Origin of the sequence: Amycolatopsis sp. lyj-90 (assembly GCF_046549035.1) — a bacterium.
Classification (GTDB): Bacteria; Actinomycetota; Actinomycetes; order Mycobacteriales; family Pseudonocardiaceae; genus Amycolatopsis.
In genome coordinates, this window is sequence record NZ_JAJPWP010000007.1 from 284,464 (window position 1) to 310,713 (window position 26,250).

General features: G+C 70.0%; 25 protein-coding genes and 1 pseudogene. 8 read left to right on the top strand and 18 right to left on the bottom strand.

The window, feature by feature from the left end; all coding sequences use genetic code 11:
* Window positions 1-19: 19 nt before the first annotated feature.
* Genes ACLJPX_RS27625 through gatC form a run of 5 tightly spaced genes read right to left on the bottom strand, consistent with a single transcriptional unit; the run spans window position 20 to window position 4,557 of the window.
* Window positions 20-715: a cupin gene (locus ACLJPX_RS27625; RefSeq protein WP_410603024.1), complete on the bottom strand. Its 696-nt coding sequence runs from the start codon at window positions 713-715 to the stop codon at window positions 20-22.
* 48 nt (window positions 716-763) lie between these two features.
* Window positions 764-1,249 carry a hypothetical protein gene (locus ACLJPX_RS27630; protein ID WP_410603026.1) on the bottom strand — a complete coding sequence of 162 codons (486 nt, stop codon included), beginning with the start codon at window positions 1,247-1,249 and terminating at the stop codon, window positions 764-766.
* Window positions 1,242-2,747 carry an Asp-tRNA(Asn)/Glu-tRNA(Gln) amidotransferase subunit GatB gene (gatB, locus tag ACLJPX_RS27635; RefSeq protein WP_410603028.1) on the bottom strand — a complete coding sequence of 502 codons (1,506 nt, stop codon included), beginning with the start codon at window positions 2,745-2,747 and terminating at the stop codon, window positions 1,242-1,244. Before gatB ends, ACLJPX_RS27630 begins: the two co-directional genes overlap by 8 nt.
* Window positions 2,744-4,261 (bottom strand): Asp-tRNA(Asn)/Glu-tRNA(Gln) amidotransferase subunit GatA, encoded by a 1,518-nt coding sequence (gene gatA / locus ACLJPX_RS27640; RefSeq protein ID WP_410603030.1) that lies wholly within the window; start codon window positions 4,259-4,261, stop codon window positions 2,744-2,746. The genes gatB and gatA overlap by 4 nt, the downstream gene beginning before the upstream one ends.
* Window positions 4,258-4,557 carry an Asp-tRNA(Asn)/Glu-tRNA(Gln) amidotransferase subunit GatC gene (gatC, locus tag ACLJPX_RS27645; protein ID WP_101609968.1) on the bottom strand — a complete coding sequence of 100 codons (300 nt, stop codon included), beginning with the start codon at window positions 4,555-4,557 and terminating at the stop codon, window positions 4,258-4,260. The genes gatA and gatC overlap by 4 nt, the downstream gene beginning before the upstream one ends.
* 244 nt (window positions 4,558-4,801) lie before the next feature.
* Here gatC and ACLJPX_RS27650 point away from each other — a divergent pair, with 244 nt between their 5' ends.
* Window positions 4,802-5,455, top strand: a complete 654-nt coding sequence (locus ACLJPX_RS27650; RefSeq protein ID WP_101609970.1) for an ACT domain-containing protein — start codon at window positions 4,802-4,804, stop codon at window positions 5,453-5,455.
* 82 nt (window positions 5,456-5,537) lie between these two features.
* On the opposite strand, the gene ACLJPX_RS27655 is transcribed toward ACLJPX_RS27650, so the two are convergent.
* The 4 genes from ACLJPX_RS27655 to ACLJPX_RS27670 are packed head-to-tail and all read right to left on the bottom strand — an operon-like array spanning window position 5,538 to window position 9,934.
* The gene (locus tag ACLJPX_RS27655; RefSeq protein WP_410603033.1) at window positions 5,538-6,035 is read right to left on the bottom strand and encodes a GNAT family N-acetyltransferase; all 498 of its coding nucleotides are present in this window, start codon (window positions 6,033-6,035) and stop codon (window positions 5,538-5,540) included.
* Window positions 6,028-8,160 (bottom strand): NAD-dependent DNA ligase LigA, encoded by a 2,133-nt coding sequence (gene ligA, locus ACLJPX_RS27660; protein WP_410603035.1) that lies wholly within the window; start codon window positions 8,158-8,160, stop codon window positions 6,028-6,030. Before ligA ends, ACLJPX_RS27655 begins: the two co-directional genes overlap by 8 nt.
* Window positions 8,161-8,170: 10 nt before the next feature.
* On the bottom strand, window positions 8,171-8,875 hold the full coding sequence (locus ACLJPX_RS27665) for a hypothetical protein (protein ID WP_410603037.1): 705 nt from the start codon (window positions 8,873-8,875) through the stop codon (window positions 8,171-8,173).
* Between the two features lie 21 nt (window positions 8,876-8,896).
* Window positions 8,897-9,934, bottom strand: a complete 1,038-nt coding sequence (locus ACLJPX_RS27670) for a methionine synthase (RefSeq protein ID WP_410603039.1) — start codon at window positions 9,932-9,934, stop codon at window positions 8,897-8,899.
* A gap of 121 nt (window positions 9,935-10,055) precedes the next feature.
* Here ACLJPX_RS27670 and ACLJPX_RS27675 point away from each other — a divergent pair, with 121 nt between their 5' ends.
* The 3 genes from ACLJPX_RS27675 to ACLJPX_RS27685 all read left to right on the top strand — a co-directional run bounded on the left by ACLJPX_RS27675 (window position 10,056) and on the right by ACLJPX_RS27685 (window position 12,453).
* A complete protein-coding gene (locus ACLJPX_RS27675) occupies window positions 10,056-10,865 on the top strand; it encodes a phospholipid scramblase-related protein (RefSeq protein ID WP_410603041.1) in 810 nt (269 codons plus the stop codon).
* Window positions 10,866-10,975: 110 nt separating this feature from the next.
* The gene (locus ACLJPX_RS27680; protein WP_410603043.1) at window positions 10,976-12,013 is read left to right on the top strand and encodes an MBL fold metallo-hydrolase; all 1,038 of its coding nucleotides are present in this window, start codon (window positions 10,976-10,978) and stop codon (window positions 12,011-12,013) included.
* A complete protein-coding gene (locus ACLJPX_RS27685) occupies window positions 12,010-12,453 on the top strand; it encodes a GNAT family N-acetyltransferase (RefSeq protein WP_410603045.1) in 444 nt (147 codons plus the stop codon). Before ACLJPX_RS27680 ends, ACLJPX_RS27685 begins: the two co-directional genes overlap by 4 nt.
* A gap of 223 nt (window positions 12,454-12,676) precedes the next feature.
* Here the strand turns inward: ACLJPX_RS27685 and mnmA are convergent, their stop codons facing one another.
* From mnmA to ACLJPX_RS27705, 4 genes are read right to left on the bottom strand one after another with little or no spacing between them, the layout of a single operon-like run.
* Window positions 12,677-13,777, bottom strand: coding sequence for a tRNA 2-thiouridine(34) synthase MnmA (gene mnmA / locus ACLJPX_RS27690; RefSeq protein WP_410603047.1), 1,101 nt, complete (start codon window positions 13,775-13,777; stop codon window positions 12,677-12,679).
* 5 nt (window positions 13,778-13,782) lie between these two features.
* Window positions 13,783-14,979, bottom strand: a complete 1,197-nt coding sequence (locus ACLJPX_RS27695) for a cysteine desulfurase family protein (protein ID WP_410603049.1) — start codon at window positions 14,977-14,979, stop codon at window positions 13,783-13,785.
* A 48-nt stretch (window positions 14,980-15,027) separates the two neighbouring features.
* Window positions 15,028-16,413: an MFS transporter gene (locus ACLJPX_RS27700; protein WP_410603051.1), complete on the bottom strand. Its 1,386-nt coding sequence runs from the start codon at window positions 16,411-16,413 to the stop codon at window positions 15,028-15,030.
* Window positions 16,414-16,446: 33 nt separating this feature from the next.
* Entirely contained in the window at window positions 16,447-17,715 is a 1,269-nt protein-coding gene (locus tag ACLJPX_RS27705) for a LuxR C-terminal-related transcriptional regulator (protein ID WP_410603053.1), read from the bottom strand.
* A 135-nt stretch (window positions 17,716-17,850) separates the two neighbouring features.
* On the opposite strand from ACLJPX_RS27705, the gene ACLJPX_RS27710 reads away from it, so the two are divergent.
* The gene (locus ACLJPX_RS27710; RefSeq protein ID WP_410603054.1) at window positions 17,851-18,741 is read left to right on the top strand and encodes an NADP-dependent oxidoreductase; all 891 of its coding nucleotides are present in this window, start codon (window positions 17,851-17,853) and stop codon (window positions 18,739-18,741) included.
* Window positions 18,742-18,859: 118 nt separating this feature from the next.
* Here ACLJPX_RS27710 and ACLJPX_RS27715 read toward each other — a convergent pair whose 3' ends face one another.
* The 4 genes from ACLJPX_RS27715 to ACLJPX_RS27730 all read right to left on the bottom strand — a co-directional run bounded on the left by ACLJPX_RS27715 (window position 18,860) and on the right by ACLJPX_RS27730 (window position 22,523).
* Window positions 18,860-19,798: a lysophospholipid acyltransferase family protein gene (locus ACLJPX_RS27715; RefSeq protein WP_410603056.1), complete on the bottom strand. Its 939-nt coding sequence runs from the start codon at window positions 19,796-19,798 to the stop codon at window positions 18,860-18,862.
* The gene (locus tag ACLJPX_RS27720) at window positions 19,795-20,577 is read right to left on the bottom strand and encodes a GNAT family N-acetyltransferase (RefSeq protein ID WP_101609983.1); all 783 of its coding nucleotides are present in this window, start codon (window positions 20,575-20,577) and stop codon (window positions 19,795-19,797) included. The genes ACLJPX_RS27715 and ACLJPX_RS27720 overlap by 4 nt, the downstream gene beginning before the upstream one ends.
* Before the next feature lie 174 nt (window positions 20,578-20,751).
* Window positions 20,752-21,711, bottom strand: coding sequence for an electron transfer flavoprotein subunit alpha/FixB family protein (locus ACLJPX_RS27725; protein ID WP_410603058.1), 960 nt, complete (start codon window positions 21,709-21,711; stop codon window positions 20,752-20,754).
* 26 nt (window positions 21,712-21,737) lie between these two features.
* On the bottom strand, window positions 21,738-22,523 hold the full coding sequence (locus ACLJPX_RS27730) for an electron transfer flavoprotein subunit beta/FixA family protein (RefSeq protein WP_101609985.1): 786 nt from the start codon (window positions 22,521-22,523) through the stop codon (window positions 21,738-21,740).
* 243 nt (window positions 22,524-22,766) lie between these two features.
* On the opposite strand from ACLJPX_RS27730, the gene ACLJPX_RS27735 reads away from it, so the two are divergent.
* Window positions 22,767-23,618, top strand: a complete 852-nt coding sequence (locus ACLJPX_RS27735; RefSeq protein WP_410603060.1) for a DegV family protein — start codon at window positions 22,767-22,769, stop codon at window positions 23,616-23,618.
* A gap of 2 nt (window positions 23,619-23,620) precedes the next feature.
* Here the strand turns inward: ACLJPX_RS27735 and ACLJPX_RS27740 are convergent.
* Window positions 23,621-23,863 (bottom strand): annotated as a pseudogene (locus tag ACLJPX_RS27740) (hypothetical protein); the annotation flags it as partial.
* A 94-nt stretch (window positions 23,864-23,957) separates the two neighbouring features.
* On the opposite strand from ACLJPX_RS27740, the gene ACLJPX_RS27745 reads away from it, so the two are divergent.
* Window positions 23,958-24,731 carry a class I SAM-dependent methyltransferase gene (locus tag ACLJPX_RS27745; protein WP_410603062.1) on the top strand — a complete coding sequence of 258 codons (774 nt, stop codon included), beginning with the start codon at window positions 23,958-23,960 and terminating at the stop codon, window positions 24,729-24,731.
* A complete protein-coding gene (locus ACLJPX_RS27750) occupies window positions 24,728-26,239 on the top strand; it encodes a 1,4-alpha-glucan branching protein domain-containing protein (RefSeq protein ID WP_410603064.1) in 1,512 nt (503 codons plus the stop codon). The genes ACLJPX_RS27745 and ACLJPX_RS27750 overlap by 4 nt, the downstream gene beginning before the upstream one ends.
* Window positions 26,240-26,250: the final 11 nt, after the last annotated feature.

Consider the following 26,250-nt stretch of genomic DNA (forward strand, 5'->3'; position numbering starts at 1 on the left):
AAAATAGGTGACCAAATGGTCACATGTCAATGCGGTACTCCTCGCGCCGCCCGCACAGGCCATAACCGTCCTTTGTGGACGGATTGGCGACCCGGACGCCGGACTCCTCGAGATGGCTCGCGTCACCGTTCGCGAGTGCCTCCAGGTGCACCCCGGTCCGCTCGGCGGCGGCCAGCGCCCCGGCCCGCCAGCGCGAAATCCAGGCGCCGGCCTTCGGCGCGATCAACGCGGCGGCCGCGCGATGGAAGTCCCTCAACGGACCGGGATCTCCCGCGGCGAGGGCGTCGCGGATCGGCAGGTAACCCTCGATCGCTAGGTCGCGGCGCCGTCGTGCCGAGTCGTCGTCCGTGGGCATCGCGGCGGCCGCGGCGTAGGCGTCCGGATCGGCGAGGATCGGCGGCGGGAAGGTGAGGACGGCGTCACCCGCTTCGGGCAGCCCGCTGTTCTGCATGAGCACGGTGATCCGCAGTCCGCCGCGCTGCACCATCCGATGGACCGTGCCGGGCGCGAACCACGCGACGACCCCGGCTTCGAGTTCGGTTTCGCGGTAGCCGTCGACGCTGAGCGTCTGCACCGCGCCGCGTCCGCCGGTGACGACGTAGGCCTCCGTGCAGGCGAGATGCAGATGCGGGCCGCCACCGCACACCCCGTCCGAGGCCTCCCATTCGTAGGCCCGCAGATGGGAAAGACCGATACCGCCGGGAAGCGGGAACACGGGACCTCCTCGGAGATCGTGGGTTTCCGGCCGGTATCCGCTGAGTGACTACTTACGGGCGCGGACGTCGAAGAAGGCGACGACGGCGGAGACGACAGCGGCCACCATGCCGAGGTAACGGCCGAGGCCCGCCCCGATCTCGATACCCGCCGCGGAGAGGATCCCCCGCTGGTCGGCGTCGAACTGCCAGTCGAGGGTGACCCAGCCGAGCACCATCAGCAGCAGGGCGCCGAGGGCCACCATCAGCCACAGATGCGGCAGGCCCGCGCGGCGGACGGCTTCGACACGGCCGAACAGCACGACGGCGAGACCGGGCAGGAACAGGAGGAAGACCGGCGCCCAGGCGAGGAAGCCGGAACGCCACGCGTCACGCGTCACGTCGTTGGCGGGCAACGATGTCAGCACGTCCTCGATCTCCGGGCGCGACGCGGTCAGCGTCGTCCACGGGAGGAACAAGGTCACCAGCGCGAGCAGCCCGGCCGCGAGGCCGAGCCACTCACGCCAGGTGACCTTCTTGGAAACGAGTTCAGGCACCGACTCGCTCGACGATCAGTTCGCGCACGCGCTTGGCGTCGGCCTGGCCCTTGGTGGCCTTCATGACCGCGCCGACGATCGCCCCGGCCGCGGCCACCTTGCCGCCGCGGATCTTCTCGGCGATGTCCGGCTGCGCGGCCAGTGCCTCGTCGACGGCCGCGATCAGCGCCGAGTCGTCGGAAACGACCTTCAGGCCGCGCTTCTCGACGACCTCGGACGGCGAACCCTCGCCTGCCAGGACGCCCTGCACGACCTCCTTGGCCAGCTTGTTGGTCAGCTCACCGACCTTGACCAGCCCGATGACCTCGGCCAGCTGCGAAGGCGTGATCGCCAGCTCCGCCAGTTCGATCTCGCGGGAGTTGGCCTCCTGCGCCAGCGTGTTGACCCACCAGCTGCGGGCCTCGTCCGGCGTCGCGCCCGCCTCGACGGTCGCGGCGACCAGGTCGACCGCGCCGACGTTGAGCAGGTCGCGCAGCGCCTCGTCGGTCAGGCTCCACTCGCGCTGGATGCGCTTGCGGCGCTCCGACGGCATCTCCGGCAGCGTCTTGCGGAGCTCCTCGACCCACTCGCGCGACGGCGCGATCGGGACCAGGTCGGGCTCCGGGAAGTACCGGTAGTCCTCGGCGGTCTCCTTGGTGCGGCCGGGCGACGTGGTGCCGTCGGCCTCCTGGAAGTGCCGCGTCTCCTGCTTGATCGAGCCGCCCTCGGCGAGGATCGCCGCCTGGCGGGTCATCTCGTAGCGCACGGCGCGCTCGACGCTGCGCAGCGAGTTGACGTTCTTGGTCTCGGTGCGCGTGCCGAACTCGGTCGCGTCCTTGGCCATCAGCGAGACGTTCGCGTCGCAGCGCAGGGAACCCTGGTCCATGCGGACGTCGGAGACGTCCAGCGCGCTCAGCAGATCCCGCAGCGCGCTCACGTACGCCCGCGCGACCTCGGGGGCGCGCTCACCGGTGTGCTCGATCGTCTTGGTGACGATCTCGATCAGCGGCACGCCGGCGCGGTTGTAGTCGAGCAGCGAGTGCTCGGCGCCGTGGATGCGACCGGTGGCGCCGCCGACGTGCAGCGACTTGCCGGTGTCCTCCTCCATGTGCGCGCGCTCGATCTCCACGCGGACGACCTCGCCGTCGTCCAGCGTCACGTCGAGGTAGCCGTTGAAGGCGATCGGCTCGTCGTACTGCGACGTCTGGAAGTTCTTCGGCATGTCCGGGTAGAAGTAGTTCTTCCGGGCGAACCGGCACCATTCGGCGATCTCGCAGTTGAGCGCGAGGCCGATGCGGATCGCGCCTTCGATCGCCTTGGCGTTCACGACCGGAAGCGCGCCGGGCATGCCGAGACAGGTCGGGCAGACCTTGGTGTTCGGCTCGCCGCCGAACTCGTTGGCGCAGCCGCAGAACATCTTGGTGTTCGTGTTCAGCTCGACGTGCACTTCGAGGCCCAGGACCGGGTCGAACCGCTCGATGACGTCGGCGTAGTCCATGAGTTCCACCACGGCGGTCACTTCTTTCCTCCCAGCTCCGGAACCTGGTGCACCAGCGAACCGCCGTTGGCGGCGTCCCGCGCGACCTCGTAGGCGGCGCCGACGCGGTACAGCCTGTCGTCGGCCATCGCGGGGGCCATGATCTGCAGGCCGACCGGCAGGCTGTCCTCGTGCGACAGTCCACTCGGGACGCTCATCGCCGCGTTGCCCGCGAGGTTCGACGGGATGGTGCAGAGGTCCGCGAGGTACATCGCCATCGGGTCGTCGACGCGCTCGCCGATCTTGAACGCGGTGGTCGGCGTGGTCGGCGAGACCAGCACGTCCACCTTTTCGTACGCGGCTTCGAAGTCGCGCGTGATGAGCGTGCGGACCTTCTGCGCCGAGCCGTAGTAGGCGTCGTAGTAGCCCGAAGACAGCGCGTACGTGCCGAGCATGATGCGGCGCTTGACCTCGGGGCCGAAGCCCTTCTCGCGGGTGAGCGACATGACCTCTTCGGCGCTGTGCGCGCCGTCGTCGGACACGCGCAGGCCGTAGCGCATGGCGTCGAACCGGGCGAGGTTCGACGAACACTCGCTCGGCGCGATCAGGTAGTACGCGGGCAGCGCGTAGGTGAAGTTGGGGCACGAGACCTCGACGACCTCGGCACCGAGCGCGCGCAGCTGCTCGACGGCGGCCTCGAAGGACCGCAGGACGCCGGGCTGGTAGCCGTCGCCCGCGAATTCCTTGACCACGCCGACGCGGACGCCCTTGAGGTCACCGGTCAGGCCCTGGCGGGCCGCGGCGACCACCGGCGGGACCGGCGCGTCGATCGAGGTCGAGTCCATCGGGTCGTACCCGGCGATGACCTCGTGCAGCAGGGCGGCGTCGAGCACCGTCCGCGCGCAGGGACCGGCCTGGTCGAGCGACGACGAGAAGGCGACGAGACCGTAGCGGGACACACCGCCGTACGTCGGCTTCACGCCGACGGTGCCGGTGACCGCGCCGGGCTGGCGGATCGAGCCACCGGTGTCGGTGCCGATCGCGATCGCGGCCTCGAACGCCGCGATGGACGCCGAGGAGCCACCACCGGAACCGCCCGGGATGCGGGCGTGGTCCCAAGGGTTGTGCGTCGGGCCGAACGCGGAGTTCTCCGTGGAGGAGCCCATCGCGAACTCGTCCATGTTGGTCTTGCCGAGCACCACGACACCGGCCTCGCGCAGCTTGCGCGTCACGGTGGCGTCGTAGGGCGGGATCCAGTTCTCCAGGGTCTTCGAACCGACCGTGGTGGGGATGCCCTTGGTGGTCAGCACGTCCTTGAGCGCCAGCGGCACCCCGGCGAGCGGCGACTTCGGCGCGTTGCCCGCGGCGACGTCGGCGTCGACCGCGCGGGCCGCGTCGAGCGCGCCCTCGGTGTCCACGTGCAGGAACGCGTGGATGTGGTCGTCGACCTCGGCGATCCGGTCCAGGTGGGCCTGGGCGACCTCGACCGCCGAGACCTCACGGGCCTGGATCTTGTCCGCCAGTTCGGCGGCGGTCAGCTTGATGAGTTCGGTCACTGCTCTTCTCCCAGAATCCGCGGCACCCGGAAACGACCCTCTTCGGCGGCCGGCGCGCCGGCCAGTGCCTGCTGCTGGGTCAGCCCCGGTCGGACCGTGTCCTCACGGAAAACGTTGGTCAGCGGCACGGCGTGCGACGTGGGCGGGACATCCTCGCCTGCGACCTCGCTCACCTTGGCCACCGAGTCCAGGATCTGGTCGAGCTGGCCTGCGAAGACGTCCAGCTCCTCTTCGGTGACGGCAAGCCTGGCCAGCTTGGCGAGGTGTGCGACCTCGTCGCGGGAAATGTTGGGCACGCGGGTGACTCCCGGGGTGTGCTGTGCGGGTTCTGTCGGAAGCTGCAAGTCTATGGTGGCGGCGTCGGCGAACTCGACTGGGTTATGCCGCGGCCTGCACTCCCACGTCGGGTAAGGAGTGCCTGGTTCGTTATCCCGCGCCCCGGACGTCGGGTCCCATTACCTCGTCCGGTCTGTCACAATCGGCGCCCGGCGTAGCGCGTTCCACGGCGAGGCTGGAACGCCTGAGGCGAGAGGGGCGCGTGTGTCGTTCCTGATCCGGGTCCAATTACCGGACACCCCGGGTACCCTCGGCGCGGTCGCCACCGCGCTCGGCACCGTCGGCGCCGACATCCTGAGCGTGGACGTGGTCGAACGCGGCGGCGGGATCGCCGTCGACGACCTCGTCGTCGAAATCCCCTCCGGCAGGCTGCCGGACGCGCTGATCACCGCCGCCGAAAGCGTCGACGGCGTCGAGGTCGACGCCGTCCGCCCGTACGCCGGGGTGCTGGACACCCATCGCGAACTCGAACTGGTCGAGGAGATCGCCGCGAAGCCCGCTTCGGGGCTGGAAATCCTCGCCGAAGGTGTGCCGAGGATCATCCGGGCGGGCTGGGCGGTCGTCGTCGAGCACTCGGAGTCCGGTGCCCTGCGGCTGGCGTCGTCCAGCGCCGCGCCCGAGACGCCGATCACCGACCTGCCGTGGCTGCCGCTGGAACGCGCCACCATCCTCGACGCCGAGGAGGCGTGGGTCCCGGAGACGTGGAAGGAACTGGGCACCGAACTCGCGGCGACGCCGCTGGGGAAGCCGGGGAAGGCGCTGCTGGTCGCGCGGCCCGGCGGGCCGAACTTCCGTGCCGCCGAGGTGGCGCGGCTGGCGCACTTCGCGGGGATCGTGGCCGTCGTCCTGGACAGCTGATCACTCTCGTTCAAGTGCTATGAAAGGCCCGTTACTTGCAAATTTTGCAAGTAACGGGCCTTTCATAGCACGCGCGGAACGGCTAGGTGAGCTCCAAGCGGTAGGCGACCAAGGTCACCCCGGGATGCGGCTCCCAGTCCCGCTCCGGCAGCCGCACGAAGCCGAGCCGCTCGTAGAGCCGGTGCGCCCGCGCCATCGTGACCAGGCTGCACAGCACCACCCGCTCCGCGTCCAGTTCCCGCGCCCGCGCGATGACGGCCCTGGTCAGCGCCTCGCCGACACCGCGCCCGGTGGCCGTGGGCCGCACGCCGAGCATCCGGAACTCCAGTTCGCCTTCGCGGGACAGCTCGGCGAACGGTGTCCCCGGCCGCGCGATGGTGACCGTGCCGACCGGCGTTCCGTCGCCGTCCACGGCGACCAGGAGTTCGGCCTGCTCGGCCCGCTTGGCGGCATCGACGAGCTCGGCCGCGTAGCCCACGCCGTCGACGAGGCTCCGCTCGGCGGAGTACGCGGCCAGGGTGAGTTCCCCGACCGCGGTCAGTTCATCGGCGCGGACGGGCCGGATCTCCAGCTCACTCACCGCTCTCCTCCTCGGTCGGCAGCGCGAGTTCCGCGGCCGCCTCGGGGCCGCTTTCGAGCAGCACCCGGAAGCCGTTCTCGTCGAGCACCGGCACCTTCAGCTGCACGGCCTTGTCGTACTTCATCCCCGGGGCGTCCCCGACGACGACGAACGCCGTCTTCTTCGACACCGAACCCGCCGCCTTCCCGCCGCGGGCCATGATGAACTCCTTGGCCTCGTCACGGGAGTAGTCGTTCAGCGAACCGGTGACGACGATCGACAGGCCTTCGAGGTTGCGCGGGATGGACTCGTCGCGCTCCTCCTCCATCCGCACGCCCGCCGCACGCCACTTTTCGACGATTTCGCGGTGCCAGTCGACCTCGAACCACTCTTTCGCGGCCTTCACGATGGTCGGGCCGACCCCGTCGACGCCGGCGAGCTCCTCTTCGGAAGCGTTTTCGATCCGTTCCAGCGAACCGAATTCCCGCGCGAGCGCCTGCGCCGCCGTCGGGCCGACGTGCCGGATCGAGAGCCCGACGATGACCTTCCACAGTGGACGGTCCTTGACGACCTCGAGGTTGTCCAGCAGTTTGCGCCCGTTGGCCGAAAGCTCCCCCGCCTTGGTGCGGAACAGATCGACCTCGAGCAGCTTCTCCTCGTCCAGGTCGAAGATGTCGCCTTCGTCGTGCACGACACCGGCGTCCAGCAGCGCCACCGCGGCCTCGTACCCGACCACCTCGATGTCGAAGACGTTCCGGCTCGCCAGGTGGAACAGCCGCTCCCGCCGCTGCGCCGGGCAGAACCGCGCGTTCGGGCAACGGATGTCGATGTCGCCCTCCTTCTGGTACGCCAGTTCGGTGTCGCAGTTGGGGCAGCGCAACGGCATGACGAACTCGCGCTCCTCGCCGGTGCGCGCGTCCGCGACCGGGCCGAGCACCTCGGGGATGACGTCGCCAGCCTTGCGGATGACGACCTTGTCCCCGATCAGCACGCCCTTGCGTTTGACCTCTTCCTGGTTGTGCAGCGTCGCCATCGCCACCGTGGACCCGGCCACCTTCACCGGCTCCATCACCGCGAACGGGGTGACCCGCCCGGTGCGGCCGACGTTGACCTGGATGTCCAGCAGGGTGGTGATCGCCTCTTCCGGCGGGTACTTGTAGGCGATCGCCCAGCGCGGCGCGCGCGACGTCGTCCCGAGACGGCGCTGGAGCCCGACCTCGTCGACCTTGATGACGACGCCGTCGATCTCGTGCTCGGCGTCGTGGCGGTGCTCGCCCCAGAACTTGATGTGCTCCAGCAGTTCCTCGCCGGTGGCGAGCACCTTGCTGTGCGGCGAGACCGGCAAGCCCCACGCGGCTAGCGCGTCATACGCCTCGGACTGGCGCTTGGGCTCGAAGCCTTCGCGTTTCCCGAGCCCGTGGCAGATCAGGCGCAGGTTGCGGGACTTCGTGATCTTCGGATCCTTCTGCCGCAACGATCCGGCGGCGGTGTTGCGCGGGTTCGCGTACGGATCCTTGCCCGCCTCGACCATCTTCGCGTTGAGCGCCAGGAAGTCCTCGACGCGGAAGTACACCTCGCCGCGGATCTCGACCAGCGCGGGCACGGGGAACTCGTCGGTGCCCGTCAGGCGATCCGGCACCTGCTCCAGCGTGCGGACGTTGAGCGTGACGTCCTCGCCGGTGCGGCCGTCGCCCCTGGTCAGCGCGCGGGTCAGGCGGCCGTTCTCGTACAGCAGGTTGATGGCGAGCCCGTCGATCTTGAGCTCGGCGAGGTACTTCGTCACGCCGATCTCCTTCTGGACCCGCTCGACCCAGGTCTCGAACTCTTCGCCGTCGAAGACGTTGTCCAGGCTGAGCATGCGCTCGAGGTGGTCGTGCGCGACGAACTCGGTCGAGAACGTGCCACCGACGTTCTGCGTCGGCGACTCCGGCGTCACCAGCCCCGGATGCTCGTCCTCGATGGCCTGGAGCTCGTTGAGCAGCGTGTCGAACTGGCCGTCGGACACGATCGGTGAATCCAGCACGTAGTACCGGAACTGGTGCCCGCGGATCTCCTCGGCCAGTTCGGCGTGCCGTTCTCGGACCTCGGCGGGGACCTCGGTGATGTCCTGCACTGGCTCGGGGTTTTCCGGAAGTTCGCTGCTCACGGGGGTAAGCCTAGTCGGGGGTACCGACAATTCCGGACGCCCTCGAGTCGAGTCGGGCGACCACTTCACGGAGCTCCAGAAGGGTCAGCTGTCCCTCCTGTGCCTCGGTCACCAGCTCGACCTTGCCCAGCCTTTCGGCCGCCACGCGCTCACCCAGCGTGGCGTCCAGCGGCAGGAAGGTCATGGTCGTCCGGGTCTCCGGCCGGAGTTCTTCGATCAGCGGGTGGAACACGGTGACGTCCACCCGTCCGGCTGAATCGTCCACCTTCGCGGTCACCCGGACGTCGGCGAGCGCGATGCGGGTCTCGCCGAGGTTGACGGTGACCTCGGTCGGATCGGGGACCGGCGGCACGGAGTCGTGGTACTCCCAGATCGCGTCCTCCGGCGGCGCGGCGGCCTTCCACGCGTCGGTGTACGGGCGCAGTTCCGGATCCTCCTGGCCGGTGAGCACCAGCGAGTAGATCGCCCGGTGCCCACGATCGAGGGAAAAGTGCAGCCTCGGATGCAGTGCCTCGACGATGGTGCAGAGGTCGTGTTCCACACGGTGCGGCTCGCGATCACCGAGCGCGGCGCTGACCTCCGGCAGGAGCGCGAACCACGCCTCCCAGAACGTCACCGCCGCGGCGGCCGCGTCCTCGGGGACCGGCTGCTCCGGCCACGCGGTGCGGGGGTCGGGAACGTCCTCGGGCTTACGGGAGCGGCGGAACAAACGCATGCGGGCACGCTACCGCGCCGGTCACCAGCCTTCAGGCGGTTCGGTGAAAGCCTTGCCCGCCTCCCGGCCGAGGGTGAGCGCGCGGCGCATCCACTCGGGAGTGGCGCCCGCGAGACCGCACGCCGGGGTCGGCACGACGCGTTCGGCGATGATCTCCCGGCGGAATCCGAGCCTGTCGACGAGTTTGAACACGGGCGTGACCACGTCACGCAGCACCAGCGGCGCGCCGGGGTCGGTCGTGGGGACGAGCCCGAGCATCAGCGTCGTACCGGAATCCAGCGTCTCGCCGATTTCGTCGAGTTGCATGGGCGAAGCGCCCTTCAACAGAGTGAAATCGAAGGCGATCGCGCCCGCGCCCGCGGCGCGCAGCAACGAGATCGGCGGCTTCTCGGCGCAGCAGTGCACCACGACCGGCTGCCCGGTGATGCGCTCCGCCCCGGAGACCACCGTCGACAGCAGATCGCGGGCTTCCGGCGCGGGCACGGCGGAAACGGTGCCGTAACCGGACGCGGTCGGAAGATCGCCGGCGAGGACCGCGGGCAGCGACGGTTCGTCGAACTGGAGCACCACGGGCGCGCCGACGCGCGACTTCAGCTCCGCGACGTGTTCGGCGAGGCCGTCCAGCAAGGACGCGGTGAAATCGCGCAGCGCGCCCCGATCGGTGAGGATCCGGTGCCCGCGCTGGAGTTCGACGTTCGCGGCGAGCGTCCACGGCCCCGCGACCTGTGCCTTGAACACCGGCGGCGCGGCACCCGCCTTCTCCTTCGCCTCCTGGACGGCGTCGAGGTCCCAGTTCATCAGGTCGACCGCGCGGCGGTGGTCGTGCCCGGGGCGGGCGGCGACGCGATAACCGCTTGGCACCACCTCGACGGCGAGATCGACCAGCAGCGCGGCCGTCCGGCCGATCAGGTCGGCACCCACGCCGCGCGCGGGAAGTTCGGGCAGATAGGGGAATTCGGGCAGTTCGCCGAACACGATCGACGCGGCCTCGACCGGATCGGTGCCGGGCTGGGAACCGATCGCGGTCGCGGCGCCAGGAGGCCAAGGTCGTTCGTTCACACCCGGATTCTCCCCTTGGTCCCACTCGGTGGGGAGGCGGGGCACACCGACGACACGGACATTCGCCGCAATTGCCGTCGGCGAGCCCGCAAGGGCGTCTCGCGCATTACGCTGACCTGCCATGACGAGCTCTCCACAGCCCGCCGGCTGGTATCCCGACCAGCAGAACCCCCGGGTGTACCGGTGGTGGGACGGACAGGCCTGGACGGCCAACACGCGGCCGTCCCACGACGCCGAGATGATCGAGCTGGACATCGAAGGCGCGCACGACCCGGGCAAGATCCGGGCTCAGGTGGCGAAGGGGACCCAAGGCCGGGGCGGCGGGGCCGCCGGCGGCGGGACCCTGTTCTCCGAACCCGTACTGGTGGTCAACCAGCGCGCGAAACTCATCGAGATGTCCAACGAGTTCGGAGTTTTCGACCAGAACGGCAACCGCCTCGGCGGCGTCGTGCAGGTCGGGCAGAGCACGTTGAAGAAGGCCATCCGGCTGCTGACGAATTACGACCAGTTCCTGACCCACCGCTTCGAAATCCGCGACGCGAACCACAGCACCGTGCTGAAGGTGACGCGACCGGCGAAGGTGTTCAAATCCCGCTTCCTGGTGACGAAGGCCGACGACTCCCCGATCGGGGAGATCGTGCAGGAGAACGTCTTCGGCAAGATCCGGCTGGGTTTCGTCATCGACGGCCAGCGGGTCGGCGGGATCTTCGCGGAGAACTGGCGGGCGTGGAACTTCGTGATCAAGGACCACGCCGACGTCGAGATCGCGCGGATCACCAAGACCTGGGGCGGCTTCGTGAAGGCCGCGTTCACCACCGCCGACAACTACGTCGTCGAGATCCACCGGCCGCTGCGGGATCCGCTGGCGTCGATGGTGGTCGCGTCGGCGCTGACCATCGACACCGCGCTGAAGCAGGACGACGGCCGCTGAGCGGGGCGTGACCGGGGTCTCACCCCGCTCAAGTGGACACTCGCCTTCCGGCGGCTCAAGGTGGAAGGACTGGGGCGGCACGCTGGAGTGCGTCCGGGACGGAGGTCACCATGGAGCCGCTGCCCGAAGACGGCGAACGGGACTGGGCCCAACCAGGCGTCTACACGGTTTCGCCGGGGGTCCACCGGATCCCGCTGCCCCTGCCGTACGACGCGCTGCGCGCGGTCAACGTCTACGCCGTCACCGACGGCACGCGCCTGGTCCTCGTCGACTCGGGCTGGGCGCTGGAGTCGGCGCGCGAGCTGCTGTCGCGCGGGTTGAAGGCGCTCGGTGCCGACCTCGGCGACATCGACGAATTCCTGATCACCCACGTACATCGCGATCACTACACCCTCGCGGTGGAACTGCGCCGCGAGTTCGGCGGCAAGGTCGGACTCGGGAAGCTGGAAGAGCCTTCGCTGGTGCGCTCCGGCGATCCGGACCGCTTCCCGATGGAGGCGCAGGTCGGCCTCCTTCAGCGCTGCGGCGCGGTCCCGGTGGTCGAGGAACTCGCCAAGGCCTTCGGCGGTGTCCGGCACACCGAAGCGCATTTGTGGGAACAGCCCGACGAGTGGCTCAGTCCCGGCAAGCGCACGATCATGCCCGGCCGCGAGTTCGACATCGTGCACACGCCGGGCCACACCGCCGGGCACGTCGTCTTCGTCGACGACGAAGCGGGGTTGGTGTTCTCCGGCGATCACGTGCTGCCGCACATCACGCCGTCGATCGGGTTCCAGCCGATGCCCGCCGAACTCCCGCTGAGCGACTACCTCGACTCCCTGCGCCTGGTGCGCGAGATGCCGGACCGGCGCATGCTGCCCGCGCACGGCCGCGTCACCGACAGCGTCCACGCCCGCGTGGACGAGCTGCTGGAGCACCATCGCGACCGGCTCGAGGTCATGGGCGCTGAGATCACCGCAGACGTCACGACGGCGTACGAGGTCGCGTTGCGACTGGGCTGGACACGCAAGCAGCGCAAGCTCCCCGAGATGGACCCGTTCAACCAGATGCTCGCCGTCCTCGAGACCGGTTCGCATCTGGATCTGCTGGTGGCACAAGGGAAACTCACCGCGGCCGAGACCGGCGGAGTGCGACACTACAGCTCATGATCATCCGCCATGCACGCCGCGAGGACGTCGCGGCGATCGTCGGGATGCTCGCCGACGACCAGATCGGCAGCACCCGGGATTCGGCTGACGACCTGACGCCGTATCTCAAGGCCTTCGAGGAGATCGACGCCGATCCCACGCAACTGCTGATCGTCGCCGACGACGCCGGTGAGGCCGTCGGCACGCTCCAGCTGTCGATCATTCCCGGCCTGGCCAGGAAAGGCGCGCTGCGCGGGCAGATCGAGGCGGTCCGGGTGCGGGCGAGCCATCGCGGCTCCGGTCTCGGCGGCGAGCTGATGACGTGGGCCATCGACGAATCCCGGCGACGGGGCTGCGCGCTCGTCCAGCTGACGTCGGACGTGAAACGCGAGGACGCGCACCGGTTCTACGAACGCCTCGGGTTCGAGGCGAGCCACACCGGCTTCAAGCTGAAGTTCTGACCGCCCGCGTTGCGGCACCTGGTTGCGGGGGCTCCGGCAGCGGCCCGAAGATGTTGCGAAAGCCACTTTCGGGACACCACACGTCGCGAAAGTGGCTTTCGCGACACGCCTCGCTCCCTACCGCCGGAGCGATGGCACCGCTGACCCGCCGCAAGTAGTCCTCTGGTTGCGGTAGTTGCACGCGCAAGGACCGCAACTAGAGGACTAATTGCGGAAGGGAGTTCTAGCGGGTTCCCGAGATCTTCGCGCTTCCCAGGACGAGATCGCCTTCGGCCGCGTCGGTGCGGTACAGGACGACGACCTGTCCCGGCGCGACCCCGCGCAGCGGCTCGCGAAGCTGAACCGTCACCGAATCGCCCGAGTCGCCCGAAACCTCAGCGACGGCCTCGACGATCCCGCCGTGCGCGCGCACCTGGACGACGCATTCGGTCGGACCGTCCAGCGGCCGCTCGCTCGGCCAGATCGGGCGGTTCGCCTCGATCACGTTCACGCCGAGATCCCGCGCGGAACCGACCTTCACGGTGCCCGAAACCGGCTCCAGCGACAGCACGTAGCGCGGCCGTCCGTCCGGTGCGGGCGCTTCGATGCCGAGTCCCTTGCGCTGGCCGACGGTGAACCCGTGCACGCCGGTGTGCTCGCCGAGCACGGCGCCGGTCTCGGCGTCGACGAGCTGCCCGGGACGCTGGCCGAGGCGCTTCTCCAGGAAGCTCTTCGTGTCGCCGTCCGGGATGAAGCAGATGTCGTGGCTGTCCGGCTTCTTCGCCACCGACAGGCCGCGGCTCTCGGCCTCGGCGCGCACGTCGGTCTTCCACGAATCACCCAGCGGGAACAGCGAATGCCGCAGCTGCTCCGGGGTCAGCGAGGCCAGAACGTAGGACTGGTCCTTGCCGGAGTCCACACTGCGCCGCAGCTCCGGCACACCGTCCACAACGGACAGACGGGCGTAGTGCCCGGTCGCGACCGCGTCGAAGCCGAGCGCCATCGCCTTGTCCAGCAGCGCCTCGAACTTGATCTTCTCGTTGCAGGTGACGCACGGGTTCGGCGTCCGGCCTGCGGCGTACTCGCCGACGAAGGTCTCGATGACCTCTTCGGTGAAGCGCTCGGCGAAGTCCCAGATGTAGAAGGGGATGCCGAGGACGTCGGCCGCTCGCCGCGCGTCGCCCGAGTCTTCGATCGTGCAGCAACCGCGGGAGCCCGTGCGCAGCGTGCCGGGCTTCGCCGACAGCGCCAGGTGCACGCCGACGACCTCGTGCCCGGCGTCCACGGCGCGCGCGGCGGCCACCGCCGAGTCCACTCCCCCGCTCATCGCGGCCAGTACGCGCATCTTCCTCACACCTCTTGCTTCTGCGTCTGCTTGCGCATTCCGGCGAGTCCCGCCTGCCTCGCCCTGTCGACGACGCCCGCGATCTCCCTCGAAACCGCTTCAACGTCTTCCGGTGCCGAGGTATGCCCGAACGAGAACCGCAACGACCCGCGCGCGGCCGCCGGATCGGCACCCATGGCCAGCAGCACGTGGCTCGGTTGCGCGACACCCGCCGTGCACGCCGATCCAGTGGAACATTCGATGCCCTTGGCGTCCAAAAGCATCAAGAGACTGTCACCCGCGCAACCGGGGAAAGTGAAGTGGGCGTGCGTCGGCAGGCGCTCGCCTTCACCGCCGTTGAGCAGCGCGTCCGGCACCTCGCGCCGGACGGCCTCGACCAGGTCGTCCCGCAGCTCGGCGACGCGTTTGGCGTACTCCTCGCGGCCTTCGACCGTGGCCTTCACCGCCGTCGCGAACGCGATCACCGCGGGCACGTCGAGAGTGCCCGAACGCACACTGCGCTCCTGGCCACCGCCGTGCAGGACCGGCACGCAAGCGGTGTCGCGGCCGAGCAGCAGCGCGCCGACGCCGTACGGGCCGCCCAGCTTGTGCGCGGTCAGGGTCAGCGCGGCGGCCCCGCTCCCGGCGAAGTCGACCGGCACCGCGCCGACGGCCTGGACGGCGTCGGTGTGCAGCGGGATCTCGTGCTCGGCGCAGACGGCGGCGAGCCCGGCGATCGGGTTGACCGTGCCGACCTCGTTGTTCGCCCACATCACGGTGGCCAGCGCGACCGTCTCGGGGCTGTCGCCGATGGCGGCGCGCATCGACTCCGGGGACACCCGGCCGTCCTGGTCGACCTCGACCCAGACGATCTCGGCGTCCGCGTGCTGCTCCAGCCATTCGACGGAATCGAGGACGGCGTGGTGCTCGACGGTGCTGCACAGCACCCGGCGGCGCTGCGGATCCTCGCCGTTGCGGGCCCAGAAGATGCCCTTGACCGCGAGGTTGTCGCTCTCCGTGCCGCCGCCGGTGAAGATCACCTCGGACGGCCTGGCACCCAGCGCCTCCGCGATCACCTCGCGGGCCTCTTCGACCTTGCGGCGGGCCCGGCGACCCGAGGAATGCAGCGCGGAGGCGTTGCCCACTGTGGACAGCGCCTCGGACATCGCCGCTACGGCTTCGGGCAACATCGGGGTGGTCGCCGCGTGGTCGAGATAGGTCATGGCCATACCAGGGTAGACCGCTCCGGGGCGTGACCAAGCCCACCCTGCTCAGCGGGTGGTGCCGCTCATACCCGACGGCCACCGGCCGGTCAGCCGCACGCCGAGCAGCGCGATGCCGGTCAGCAGCACCGAAAGCACCAGGATCGCCACCGAAGGTTCCTTCGCCGACGCCACCGAGGCGAGCAGAACTCCACCCAAACCGATGGTCAGGGCCGATCCGACCCAGTCGCCGAGCTGCAGCGCCGAGGTGTTGAACCCGCGTTCGGCCTCCGGCGAGTAGCGCAGCAGCAGAACCGAGATCGCGGGCATCGCGATGCCCATCCCGGCGCCGCCGACCGCCGACGCCACGAACGCCATCCAGCCGGGGAACGAGGGCAGCGGGACGAAGACGAAGATCGCCAGACCGGCCGCGACCAGCGCGAATCCGGTCCGGAGGGACGTCTCGCGCGACCAGTCGAGCCTGCGGCCCTGCAGCATCGACCCCGCCGACCAGCCCAGCGCGGTCACCGTCAGCGGCAGCCCGGCCAGCGCGGGGCTGTAACCGTGGACCTCGGTCATCGTGAGCGGCAGGTACGCCTCCATCCCGGCGTACGCGCCCGCGATCAGCGCGCGGGAGGCGATCACTGTCGGCAACCCCGGCCGTGACGTCAGCGTGCCGGCGGGCAGGAGTTTGCGGAGCGCGTACGCCAGGGCGACGAGCCCGGCGCCACCGTAGGCCAGTGCCGCGAGAGACGGATGCTGCGCCGCCCAGGTGAGCGCGGCGACGCCGAGGGCGGCGACCACCGCGGGCACCACCCCGGCGCGGCTCGCGGATTCGCCGGGCACGTGGGCGGGGAGCTTGCGCGTGACCAGCACCAGCAGCGCGAGCCCGATCCCGGTCAGCGGGATCAGCCCGAGGAACACCCAGCGCCAGCCGACGCTCACGGTCACCACGCCCGCGACCGACGGCCCGATCACCGCGGGCAGCACCCACGCGGCGGCGTTGGCGGCGTAGATCACTGGGCGTTCGCGGTCGCTGAAGGTGAGCGCGATCAGCAGCGACACCGAGACCAGCAGGAGCCCGGAACCGAAGCCCTGCAACCCGCGGCCGAGCAGGAGCAGCGGCATGTCGTGCGCGAGCCCCGCCACCAGCAGCCCGGCGGCGAACAGCGCGGTTCCGGCGAGCAGCGCGGGCGCCGGGCCCTTGCGGTCGCCGAGGCGTCCGGAAAGGACGGTCGCGACCACGCTGGCGACCAGGAAGGTGGTGAAGGGCCAGGCGTACAGCGCGAGACCGTCGAGGTCGGCCACCATCGTCGGCATCGCGGTGGCGACGCCCATGCTCTCGAACGCGATGAGCGTGACCATGAGCAGCAACCCGATCGTGGTCACGCGGTGCTCCGGTGTCCAGAGCACGCCTTTCGGCTTCGATGCCGCCTTGTCCCCAGTGATCGTCATACGACGAGCCTGCAACCTCCAGCTGGGTGGAGGTCAAGCGCCGACGGACTCCAGGCGCAGTTCCCGCGCCAGCACCGCGGCCTCGCCGCGCGAGGTGACTTCCAGCTTCCCGAGGATCTTCCGCACGTGGAACTTCACCGTGTGCTCGGTCAGCAGCAGCTCCTCGGCGATCTGCCGGTTCCGCTTCCCGCGCGCGATCCCGGCGAGGACTTCGAGTTCACGCGGGTTCAGCCGGTCCAGAGGGCGCAGCTCCGGGGTTTCCTGGACTTCCAGCGGCATCACGGCGGTGATCGTGGCACCCCAGCCGGGGACGGCGTCGACCTCCCAGCGGCCGCCGAGCGGGGTGATCCGTTCGGTGAGACCGGCGGCGGGCACGGCGCGGGCGACGTCCGGGCCGTCGTCGCGCACGGTGATCCGGAGGGCCTGGCCGTCGAGCTGCCAGGACGCGCGGACGCGGGTGCTGCCCCGCTCCAGCGCGGCGAGCACGAGCCCGCGGGTGACCGTGCGCGCGGTGTGCGCGATGTCCTGCGGGAGCGAACGTTCGTCGCCGGGGCCGGCGAGGTCGACGGTCACCTCGTTGTGGCGTACCAAGGGATCCAGCTGCGCGACGAGCGTGTCGAAGGCCGCCGACGCCGGTTCCGCCGAAAGCTCCTGGTCGCGGTCCGCGATCGAGCGCAGTTCGACCAGCGAGGCCGCGGCGAGGTCGGTCGCGGCCTGCCGGGCGGCGGCGTCGCCGAGACGCCGGGATCGCAGCACCGAAAGCAACGACGCCAAGGCCGTCGCGTGGGTCTGCCCGAGATCGGTGATCGCCCGCGCCCGCGCGGTCGCGGCCGCCAGATTGCTCGCGAGGATCTCGGGTTCGGGATCGGTAGCGCGCTGGGCGGCGTTCACGCTGACGATGTCCCACAGCTTCGCGACGATCCCGAGCGCACGGTCGTCGGGCGCGTCCCCGGTGGGGACGAGCGCGATCATCGCGCCCTTGCCGATCACCGGGGCCGAGCTCAGGACGACGAGCTTCCGGCGCTCGCCGCCGAGTGTCTCCTCCACCACCGCGGCCTCGCCGGGGACGCCGAGCGCGGCGAGCCGCCGGAGCTCCGCGCTCGTGACGGCGCCGGTGATCGCCGGATCGCCGTCGACCTTGATCGGCAGGCGGGAGCAGTCACCGGTCTCCATGGCGGCGGCCCGGTGCGGCAGGACGGCCGCGGCCGTCGCCGAGAACCGCGGCAGGAGTTCGTGACGCCGGGCGGCGAGCATGTACTCGACCTGGCTCAGCACGTACAGCGGATCCGACCACTCGTCCATGACTCCACAGTAAGCGCGTTCCCGGTCCGCGACGCTGCTCGCCCGGCTAGTGAACACTGCTCGTCCGGCTGGTTCGGGCGGGGCCGGGCCACCGGTTGACTGATCGCAGCGAAGAAAGTCCGATGAGGAGTGAACATGCGAGCGATCACCATCACCCAGTACGGCGACACCGACGTCCTCCAGGAGACCGAGGTCGCGCTGCCGGAGCCCGGCCCGGGTCAGGTGCGGGTCGCGGTCAAGGCCGCCGGCGTCAACCCGGTCGACTGGAAGATCCGGTCCGGCGCCATGGCGGAGGTGCGGCCGGTCGAATTCCCGCACATCCTCGGCCTGGAACTGGCGGGCGTGGTGGACGCGGTTGGCGAAGGCGCCGGATTCGCCGTCGGCGACGAGGTCTTCGGCTGGTCCGACACCGGGGCGTACGCGGAGTACGCGCTGGCGACCAACGTCATCCGCAAGCCGGCCGGGCTTTCGTGGCCCGAAGCCGCCGGGCTGCCGATCGTCGGCGAGACGGCGTTGCGCGTACTGGGCGAACTCGAGGTCAAGCCCGGGGAAACCCTGGTGCTGCACGGGGCGAGCGGCCAGGTCGGGCGGATCGCGACGCAGGCCGCGGTCGCGCTCGGGGCCACGGTCATCGGGCTCGCCGGGACTTCGACCTTGGACGAGGTCGAGGCTCTCGGCGCGCTGCCGGTCCAGTACGGCGACGGGTGGGTGTCGCGGGTCCGGGCGGCGGCCCCTGGCGGCGTGGACGCGGTGTTCGACGCGGCCGGGTTCGGCGTGCTGGCCGATTCCGTGGCGCTGCTCGGTTCACCCGACCGACTGGTCACCATCGCCGATCCTTCCGCCTACGCGCAGGGGCTGACGTTCTCGGCGGGCGGCTCGGAGACTCCGGCCGTGCTGGAGGATCTGGTCGCTCGGGAGCTGAAGTTGAAGCCGGGGTCGAGCTACGGGCTGGCTGAGGTCGCGGAGGCGCACCGGGAGAGCGCGACCGGGCACGCGGGCGGGAAGATCACGCTGACGCTGGTGTGATGCCGCCGCGTGTCCATCTGGGGGTGCTATGAAAGGCCCGTTACTTGCAAATTTTGCAAGTAACGGGCCTTTCATAGCGCGCGTTCGCAAGTAACGGGCCTTTCATAGCGCGCGCGAGTTACGGCGAAGGGACTTTCACGACGGGGGCGACCGGAGCAGCGGCAGGAGCGGAAGCGGACGCAGCGGGAGCGGGCACAGCGGGAGCGGAGCCGGAGCGCCGCCGCCGCGTCTGCACCGGGATCTGCACCCGCCCGAGTGCCGCCTGCACCGCGGATTCCGCCAGCAGCGCCAGCTCCCGCCGGTCCGAAGCGCGTCCCGGCGCGATCTCCGGGCACACGTGCACCTCCAGCACCAGACCGCGCAAAGCCGCCACTCGCCGCAGCGAGGCGATGAGCGACTCCGGTCCGATGAACGCCGGCTGCGTGGTTTCGCGTCCGTCGGCGAGCCGGAAGCGCAGGGCGAGCGGCCGCACCGGGACACCGCCGTCGATCGCGGCCTGGAACGCCGCCGGGCGGAAGCGGCCGGAGCCCAGTCCGCACCAGGTGGTGCCCTCCGGCGTCACACTGACGAGTGATCCGCCGCGCATCGCGCCGGCGAGTTCGTCCATCGTCGCGGGCAGGCTGCGCAGGTTCTCCCGGTCGAGGAAGATGCTGCCGCCGCGGCGGACCAGCAGGCCGAGCACCGGCCAGGCGCCGACCTCTTTCTTGGCGAGCGCCCGCATCGGCTGGATGGCGTTCACCGCGATGATGTCCAGCCACGAGATGTGGTTGTTCACCACCAGTGCGCCACGGCCGGGCACGGCGCGGAAACGTTCGTCACCGAGGACGCGCAGCCGTACCCCGAAGGACTTCAGGATCCCCGCGAACAGCAGGCGCACCAACCGTTCCCGCGGCATACCGCGCAGCACGAGCACCAGCGGCGCGGTCAGGAAGGCCCCGGCGATGACGCCGATCGCCGCGGCGAAGCGCAGGACGCGCCGCGGGAACGCCACCGTCGGCGCCCCTTCGCTCAGACATCCGTCGCCACACGGCGATTTCGGCATCCAGGCGTGAGTCATCCCTGTACTCCCAGGAAGAACTTGAGATAACGCTCGTCGACGTTGTGCAGGTCCAGCAGGACGAAGAAGTCCGCGACACCGAAATCCTCGTCCAGCGCGGGCGGGCCGTAGACCTTGGCGCCCAGGCGCGTGTACCCCTTGATGAGCGGCGGCAGGATCGCCCGCGCGGGCCGCTCGACGCCTTCGGTCCGCCACGGGTTCAGCGGGGTCACCCGGAGCGACTCGTCCGCGTAGTGCTTGGCGCGCAGGACATCCCAGACGCCCGCCGCGTATTCCCCGCCGCCGGTCAGCGGCACGGACGCGCAGCCCGCGAGGTAGCGGTGCCCGGCCAGCAGCATGTAGCGGCCGATGCCCGCCCAGACGAGGCTCACCACGGCACCGCTGCGGTGGTCGGGGTGCACGCACGAGCGGCCCGTCTCGACCAGCGAAGGACGCAGTGAATCGAGTGCCGTGAGATCGAATTCGCTGTCGGAGTAGAGCTTTCCGGCCCGCGTCGCCCGATCGGGCGGCAGCATCCGGTACGTGCCCACGATCTCGCCGGTGTTGTCGTCCCGCACCACGAGGTGATCGCAGAACTCGTCGAAGTAATCGACGTCGAGGCCGGGTACGGGCGAATTGAGCGTCGCTCCCATTTCCTCGGCGAACACCCGGTGACGAAGGCGTTGCGCGGCAACGACTTCTTCGTTTCCGTTGGCGACGAGGAGCGAGTAGCGCGGCGCGTCGGCCGGGAGTTCGACACCTGCCTGGTCAGTACTGACGAGGAGCTGTGACGTCGTCATAAGCAAGGTCTACCCCTCGGGGGGTACCAACGACAATGCGCCCGATGGCCGATTAGTGCACGTTCAGTTAATTGCGGGTTCTCAGGCTTCTCTCAGGGTGGAACATCACTTTCGGATCACAGAAAAGGGGCCGCCCGGGAAAGAAATCCCGGACGGCCCCTCAAGGAGCGAAACTCAGCCCTTGCGCTTCTTGACCTCGTCGGTCAGCTGCGGCGCGACGTTGAACAGGTCGCCCACCACACCGAAGTCGGCGATCTCGAAGATCGGCGCCTCGGCGTCCTTGTTGACCGCGATGATGGTCTTCGACGTCTGCATGCCCGCCCGGTGCTGGATCGCCCCGGAGATGCCCAGCGCGATGTACAGCTGCGGCGAGACCGTCTTACCGGTCTGGCCGACCTGGAACTGCGCCGGGTAGTAGCCCGAGTCGACGGCGGCGCGGGAAGCGCCGACGGCGGCACCGAGCGAGTCGGCGAGCGTCTCGACGACGTCGAACTTGTCGGCCGAGCCGACACCGCGGCCACCGGAGACGACGACCGAGGCCTCGGTCAGCTCCGGACGGTCGCCGCCGACGATCGGCTCGATGCCGGTGATCTTGGCGGACTTCGCCGGGTCGCCCGCGGGGACCTCGACGGTCTCCTCGGCGGCCGCACCCTCGGCCTGGGACGCCTCGACCGCGCCGGGGCGGACCGAGATGACCGGGACGCCCTTGGTGGCCTTGGCCTTGACGGAGAACGCGCCACCGAAGATGGACTGGTCGACGCTGCCGTCGCCGTTCACGCCGACGACGTCGTACAGCAGACCGGAGCCGAGGCGGACCGCGACACGGGCGGACACCTCCTTGCCCTCGGCGCTGGCCGCGACGAGCACGGCGGCCGGGGAGGTCCGCTCCGCGAGCGCGGCGAGGACATCCACCTTGGGGGTGACCAGGAAGCCGGTGGCGTTGTCGCCCTCGGCGACGTACACCTTGGCGGCACCGTGCGCGGCGAGGGCTTCCTTCGCCTTGGCGGCGGTGCCGGTCGGGCCGACGACGACCGCGGACGGCTCACCGAGCTCGCGAGCGGCGGTCAGCAGCTCGAGCGTGACCTTCTTGACTTCACCGTCGACGTGGTCGACGAGGACGAGTACTTCAGCCATTTCCCTATTCCTCCTCGAAACCTGTCTCAGATGAGCTTCTGCGCGACCAGGTAAGCGGCCACCTTGCTGCCGCCGTCACCCTCGTCCTCGACGCGCTCACCGGCGGTGCGCGGCGGCTTCGGGGTGGCTTCGAGCACCGACGACCAGGCGTTGCCGAGGCCGACCTCGCCCGCGTCGAGGCCCAGGTCCGCGACGGTCAGCGTCTCGACCGGCTTCTTCTTCGCGGCCATGATGCCCTTGAAGGAGGGGTAGCGCGGCTCGTTGATCTTCTCGCCGACACTCACCAGCGCGGGCAGGTTCGCCTCGAGGTGCGTGACACCGTCCTCGGTGTAGCGGTCGGCCTTGATCGAGGTGCCGTCGACGGTCAGCTCGTTCACGTGGGTCAGCTGCGGCAGGCCGAGCAGCTCGGCGATGATCGCCGGCACGGCGCCACCGCGGCCGTCGGAGGCCTCGTTCCCGGTGATGACCAGGTCGTAGCCTTCGACCTTGCCGATCGCGGCGGCCAGCACCTTGGCGGTGGCGATCGCGTCGGAGCCGTGAAGCGCCTCGTCGGAGACGTGGATGGCCTTGTCGGCGCCCATGGACAGCGCCTTGCGGATCGCGTCGGTCGCGCGGTCGGGACCCACCGAGACGACGGTGACCTCGCCCTCGCCGGCTTCCTTGATCTTCAGGGCTTCTTCGACGGCCTTCTCGTTGATCTCGTCGAGCACGGCGTCGGCGGATTCGCGGTCAAGAGTGTTGTCGGCACCGGAGAGCTTCCGCTCCGAGTAGGTGTCCGGTACCTGCTTGACCAGGACAACGATGTTCGTCATGGGTCTACTTCGACCTCCCGTTGGTGGCCGGCGTCGGCCACGGGGCAACAGCTCTACTGGCCGGTAGATTAGGGCCATTTCGGCGCCGCGGCCCGCCGAGGTGACCTCATTCACCTGGATGCACGTTTTAGTGGGACCATCGTCCAGGTAATTCACCCGGAAGTGAGTGTAACCGGCCGACTAACCCGAACGGCCGTATTCCGGGGTACTCCCGGCGAGGGTGACGGGCTAACGTGCCCCACCATGCGTTCCATGCCCGGCCCTGTCGCCGTGATCACGGACTCGACCTCCTGCCTCCCCGCCCCGGTCGCCGAACGCTGGGGAATCGGCGTCGTTCAGGTCCAATTGCAGGTCGGCGAGCAGTTCGACGAGGAGAACCGCTACGACCGCGACGAAGTCATCGGACAGCTGCGCGCCGGTACGCCGGTGAAGACGGCGCCTCCGGAGGTCGCCGCGTTCTTCTGGGCGTTCCAGGACGCCGCGAGCAAGGGTGCCTCGGCGATCGTCAGCATCCACATCTCGGGACGGATGTCGGAGACGGTGAACGCCGCCCGCGAGGCCGCCCAGCAGGTGAACGTCCCCGTCCACGTCCTCGACAGCGGGACCACCGGGATGAGCCTCGGTTTCGCGGCGACCTCGGCGGCCAAGGTCGCCGCCGCAGGCGGGCAGGCCACCCGGGTGATCGACGCGGCCGAGCGCCGGTTCCGGGGCAGCCGGGAGATCCTCTACGTCGACACGCTGGAGTTCCTGCGGCGCGGCGGCCGGATCGGCGCGGCGCAGGCGTTCCTCGGCTCCGCGTTCTCGATCAAACCCCTGCTGACGCTGAAGAACGGCGAGGTCGCCCCGCTGACCCGGGTGCCGGGCCAGCGGCGGGCGCTCACCAAACTCGTCGACCTCGCGGTGGAATGCGCGGGTGATCAGGACGTCGAGGTCGCCATCACCCGGTTCGGCCCCGACGAACGAGACCTCGAGATCGGCGGACGGCTGCGGGCCCGGCTGCCGCATATGGTCGACAGCACCCTGGTCGACGCCAGCATGATCCTCGGCGCCCACCTCGGCCCCGGCGCGATCGGCATCACGGTGTCCCCGGTGTAGGTCCTGGCCACGGCGGTCGTCCCGATCACGGCCGCGCCGATCAGGATGGCGGAAAGCGCCAGGTTGAGCGCGCCGAAGTCGCGGATCAGGTGCTCGTTGAAGGGGCCGTCCATCGCCACCCAGCCGGTGCGGAAACCGGGGAAGTCCTCGTAGAACCCGCGAGGGCTGAGCAGTGGCCAGAGCCCGGCCGGCAGGTCGACGAGACCGAAGACGACGAGCAGTACGCGAGTGAGTGTCCGTTGCATACCTCCTGGACTGGGCAGCGCCGCGAAACGTGACACCGCAACCGGAGGACGACTTGCGGAGGGGATGGAAGTGACCGGCCGGTAGGGTCGCGGCGTGACCACCCCAGCCACCAGGGCCGAAGCGCTGCACCTCACGGGTGAACGCACCGTGCCGGGCATCGCCGAGGAGAACTACTGGTTTCGCCGCCACGAGGCCGCGTACCAAAAGCTCCTCCCGCTGTGCGAAGGCAAGACCGTCCTGGAGGCGGGCTGCGGCGAGGGCTACGGCGCCGGGCTCATCGCCACTGTCGCCGCGCGGGTGCTCGCGCTCGACTACGACGTGCCCACCACCGAGCACGTCGCCCGCCGTTACCCCGGCATCGGCGTGGCCAGGGCGAACCTGGTGTTCCTGCCGCTGCGGGACGCCTCGATCGACGTGGTCGCCAACTTCCAGGTGATCGAGCATCTCTGGGACCAGGGCGCCTTCCTCGCCGAATGCCGCCGCGTGCTGGCTCCCGGCGGACGGCTGATCGTCACCACGCCCAACCGGCTGACCTTCACCCCGGACAGCGACACCCCGCTCAACCCGTTCCACACCAGGGAACTCGCACCGTCCGAATTGGACGGAATGCTGCGTGACGCCGGGTTCGAGGTCGAGACGCTGCACGGTCTCCACCACGGTGAAGGCGTCGCGAAGCTCGACGCCGAGTACGGCGGCTCGATCATCGACGCGCAGCTCGACGTCGTCATGGGACAGCTGCCCGGCCAGGCGACCTGGCCGCCCGCGCTGCTCGCCGACGTCGAAGGCATCCAGGCCGCGGACTTCGCCATCCACGGCGAAGACCTCGATGCCAGCCTCGACCTCGTCGCCGTGGCGGTGCGCCCATGAGCGAGTACGAGGGCACGTTCTGCCTCGTCGTGCACAGCCACCTGCCGTGGCTGCCGCACCACGGGTCCTGGCCGGTCGGCGAAGAATGGCTTTACCAGGCCTGGGCGCATTCGTACCTGCCGATGGTCGACCTTCTGCGCCGCTTCGCCGACGAGGGTCGCGAAGACGTCCTCACGCTCGGCATGACCCCGATCCTCGCCGCCCAGCTCGACGATCCGTACTGCATCGACGCGTTCCACGACTGGCTCGGGCACTGGCAGCTGCGCGCGTGGCACGCGTCCACGCTCTGGCGCGGCGACCCGCTGCTGCGCGACCTCGCCGCGAGCGAGTACCGGACGGCGACCAGGGCGGCCGAAGAACTCGAAACCCGCTGGCGTCACGGCTTCTCGCCGATCCTCCGGTCCTTTGTGGACAACGGGACGATCGAACTGCTCGGCGGCCCGCTGGCGCATCCGTTCCAGCCGTTGCTCGACCCGGCCGTCCGGGACTTCATGCTGCGCGGCGGCCTCGCCGACACCGCGCTGCGGATCGGACAGCGCCCCGAGGGCATTTGGGCACCTGAATGCGGATACGCGCCCGGCATGGAAGCCGGGTACGCCGCCGCGGGCGTCCGGCGGTTCATGGTCGACGGGCCTTCCCTGCACGGCGACACCTCGGCCGCGCGCACCGTCGGCGACTCCGACGTCGTCTGCTTCGGCCGCGACCTCGAAGTCACGTACCGCGTCTGGTCACCGAAGGCCGGCTACCCCGGCAACGCCGCCTATCGCGACTTCCACACCTGGGCGCACGAAGTCGGCCTCAAGCCGTCCCGGGTGACCGGCAAGACCATCGAGCCGCCGGACAAGGCGCCCTACGATCCGGCGATGGCGGCGGGCGTCCTCGGCGGCCACGTCCAGGACTTCGTGGACACCGTCGTCGCGCGGCTGCGTTCGCTCAAGGCCGAGCACGGCCGAGAGTCGCTCGTCGTCGCCGCGTACGACACGGAACTGTTCGGGCACTGGTGGCACGAGGGACCGGCCTGGCTCGAAGGTGTCCTGCGCGCGCTGCCCGAGGCGGGCGTCCGCGTCACCACGCTCAAGGGCGCGCTCGAAGCGGGCCACCTCGGCGGGAAGGTCGACCTCCCGGCGTCGTCGTGGGGCTCGGGCAAGGACTGGCGGGTCTGGGACGGCGAGCAGGTCGCCGACATGGTGCGGGACAACACCGCGCTGCAGCACCGGATGCTCGACCTCGTCACCGGGATGGACACGACGACCCGTGACGCCGTCCGCGACCAGGCCGTCGCCGAGGCGATGCTGGCGCTTTCGAGCGACTGGGCGTTCATGGTCACCAAGGACTCCGCCGCCGACTACGCGCGGCGGCGGGCGAAGGCGCACACCGACCGGTTCGACACGCTGGCCGGACTGCTCCGCGACGGCGCGCACGAGCGGGCCAAGGAGACGGCGGCCGCGTTCCGGCGCGACGACGGGCCGTTCGGGCACGTCGACGCGCGTGATCTGCTGAGGAAATGACGAAAGGGGAA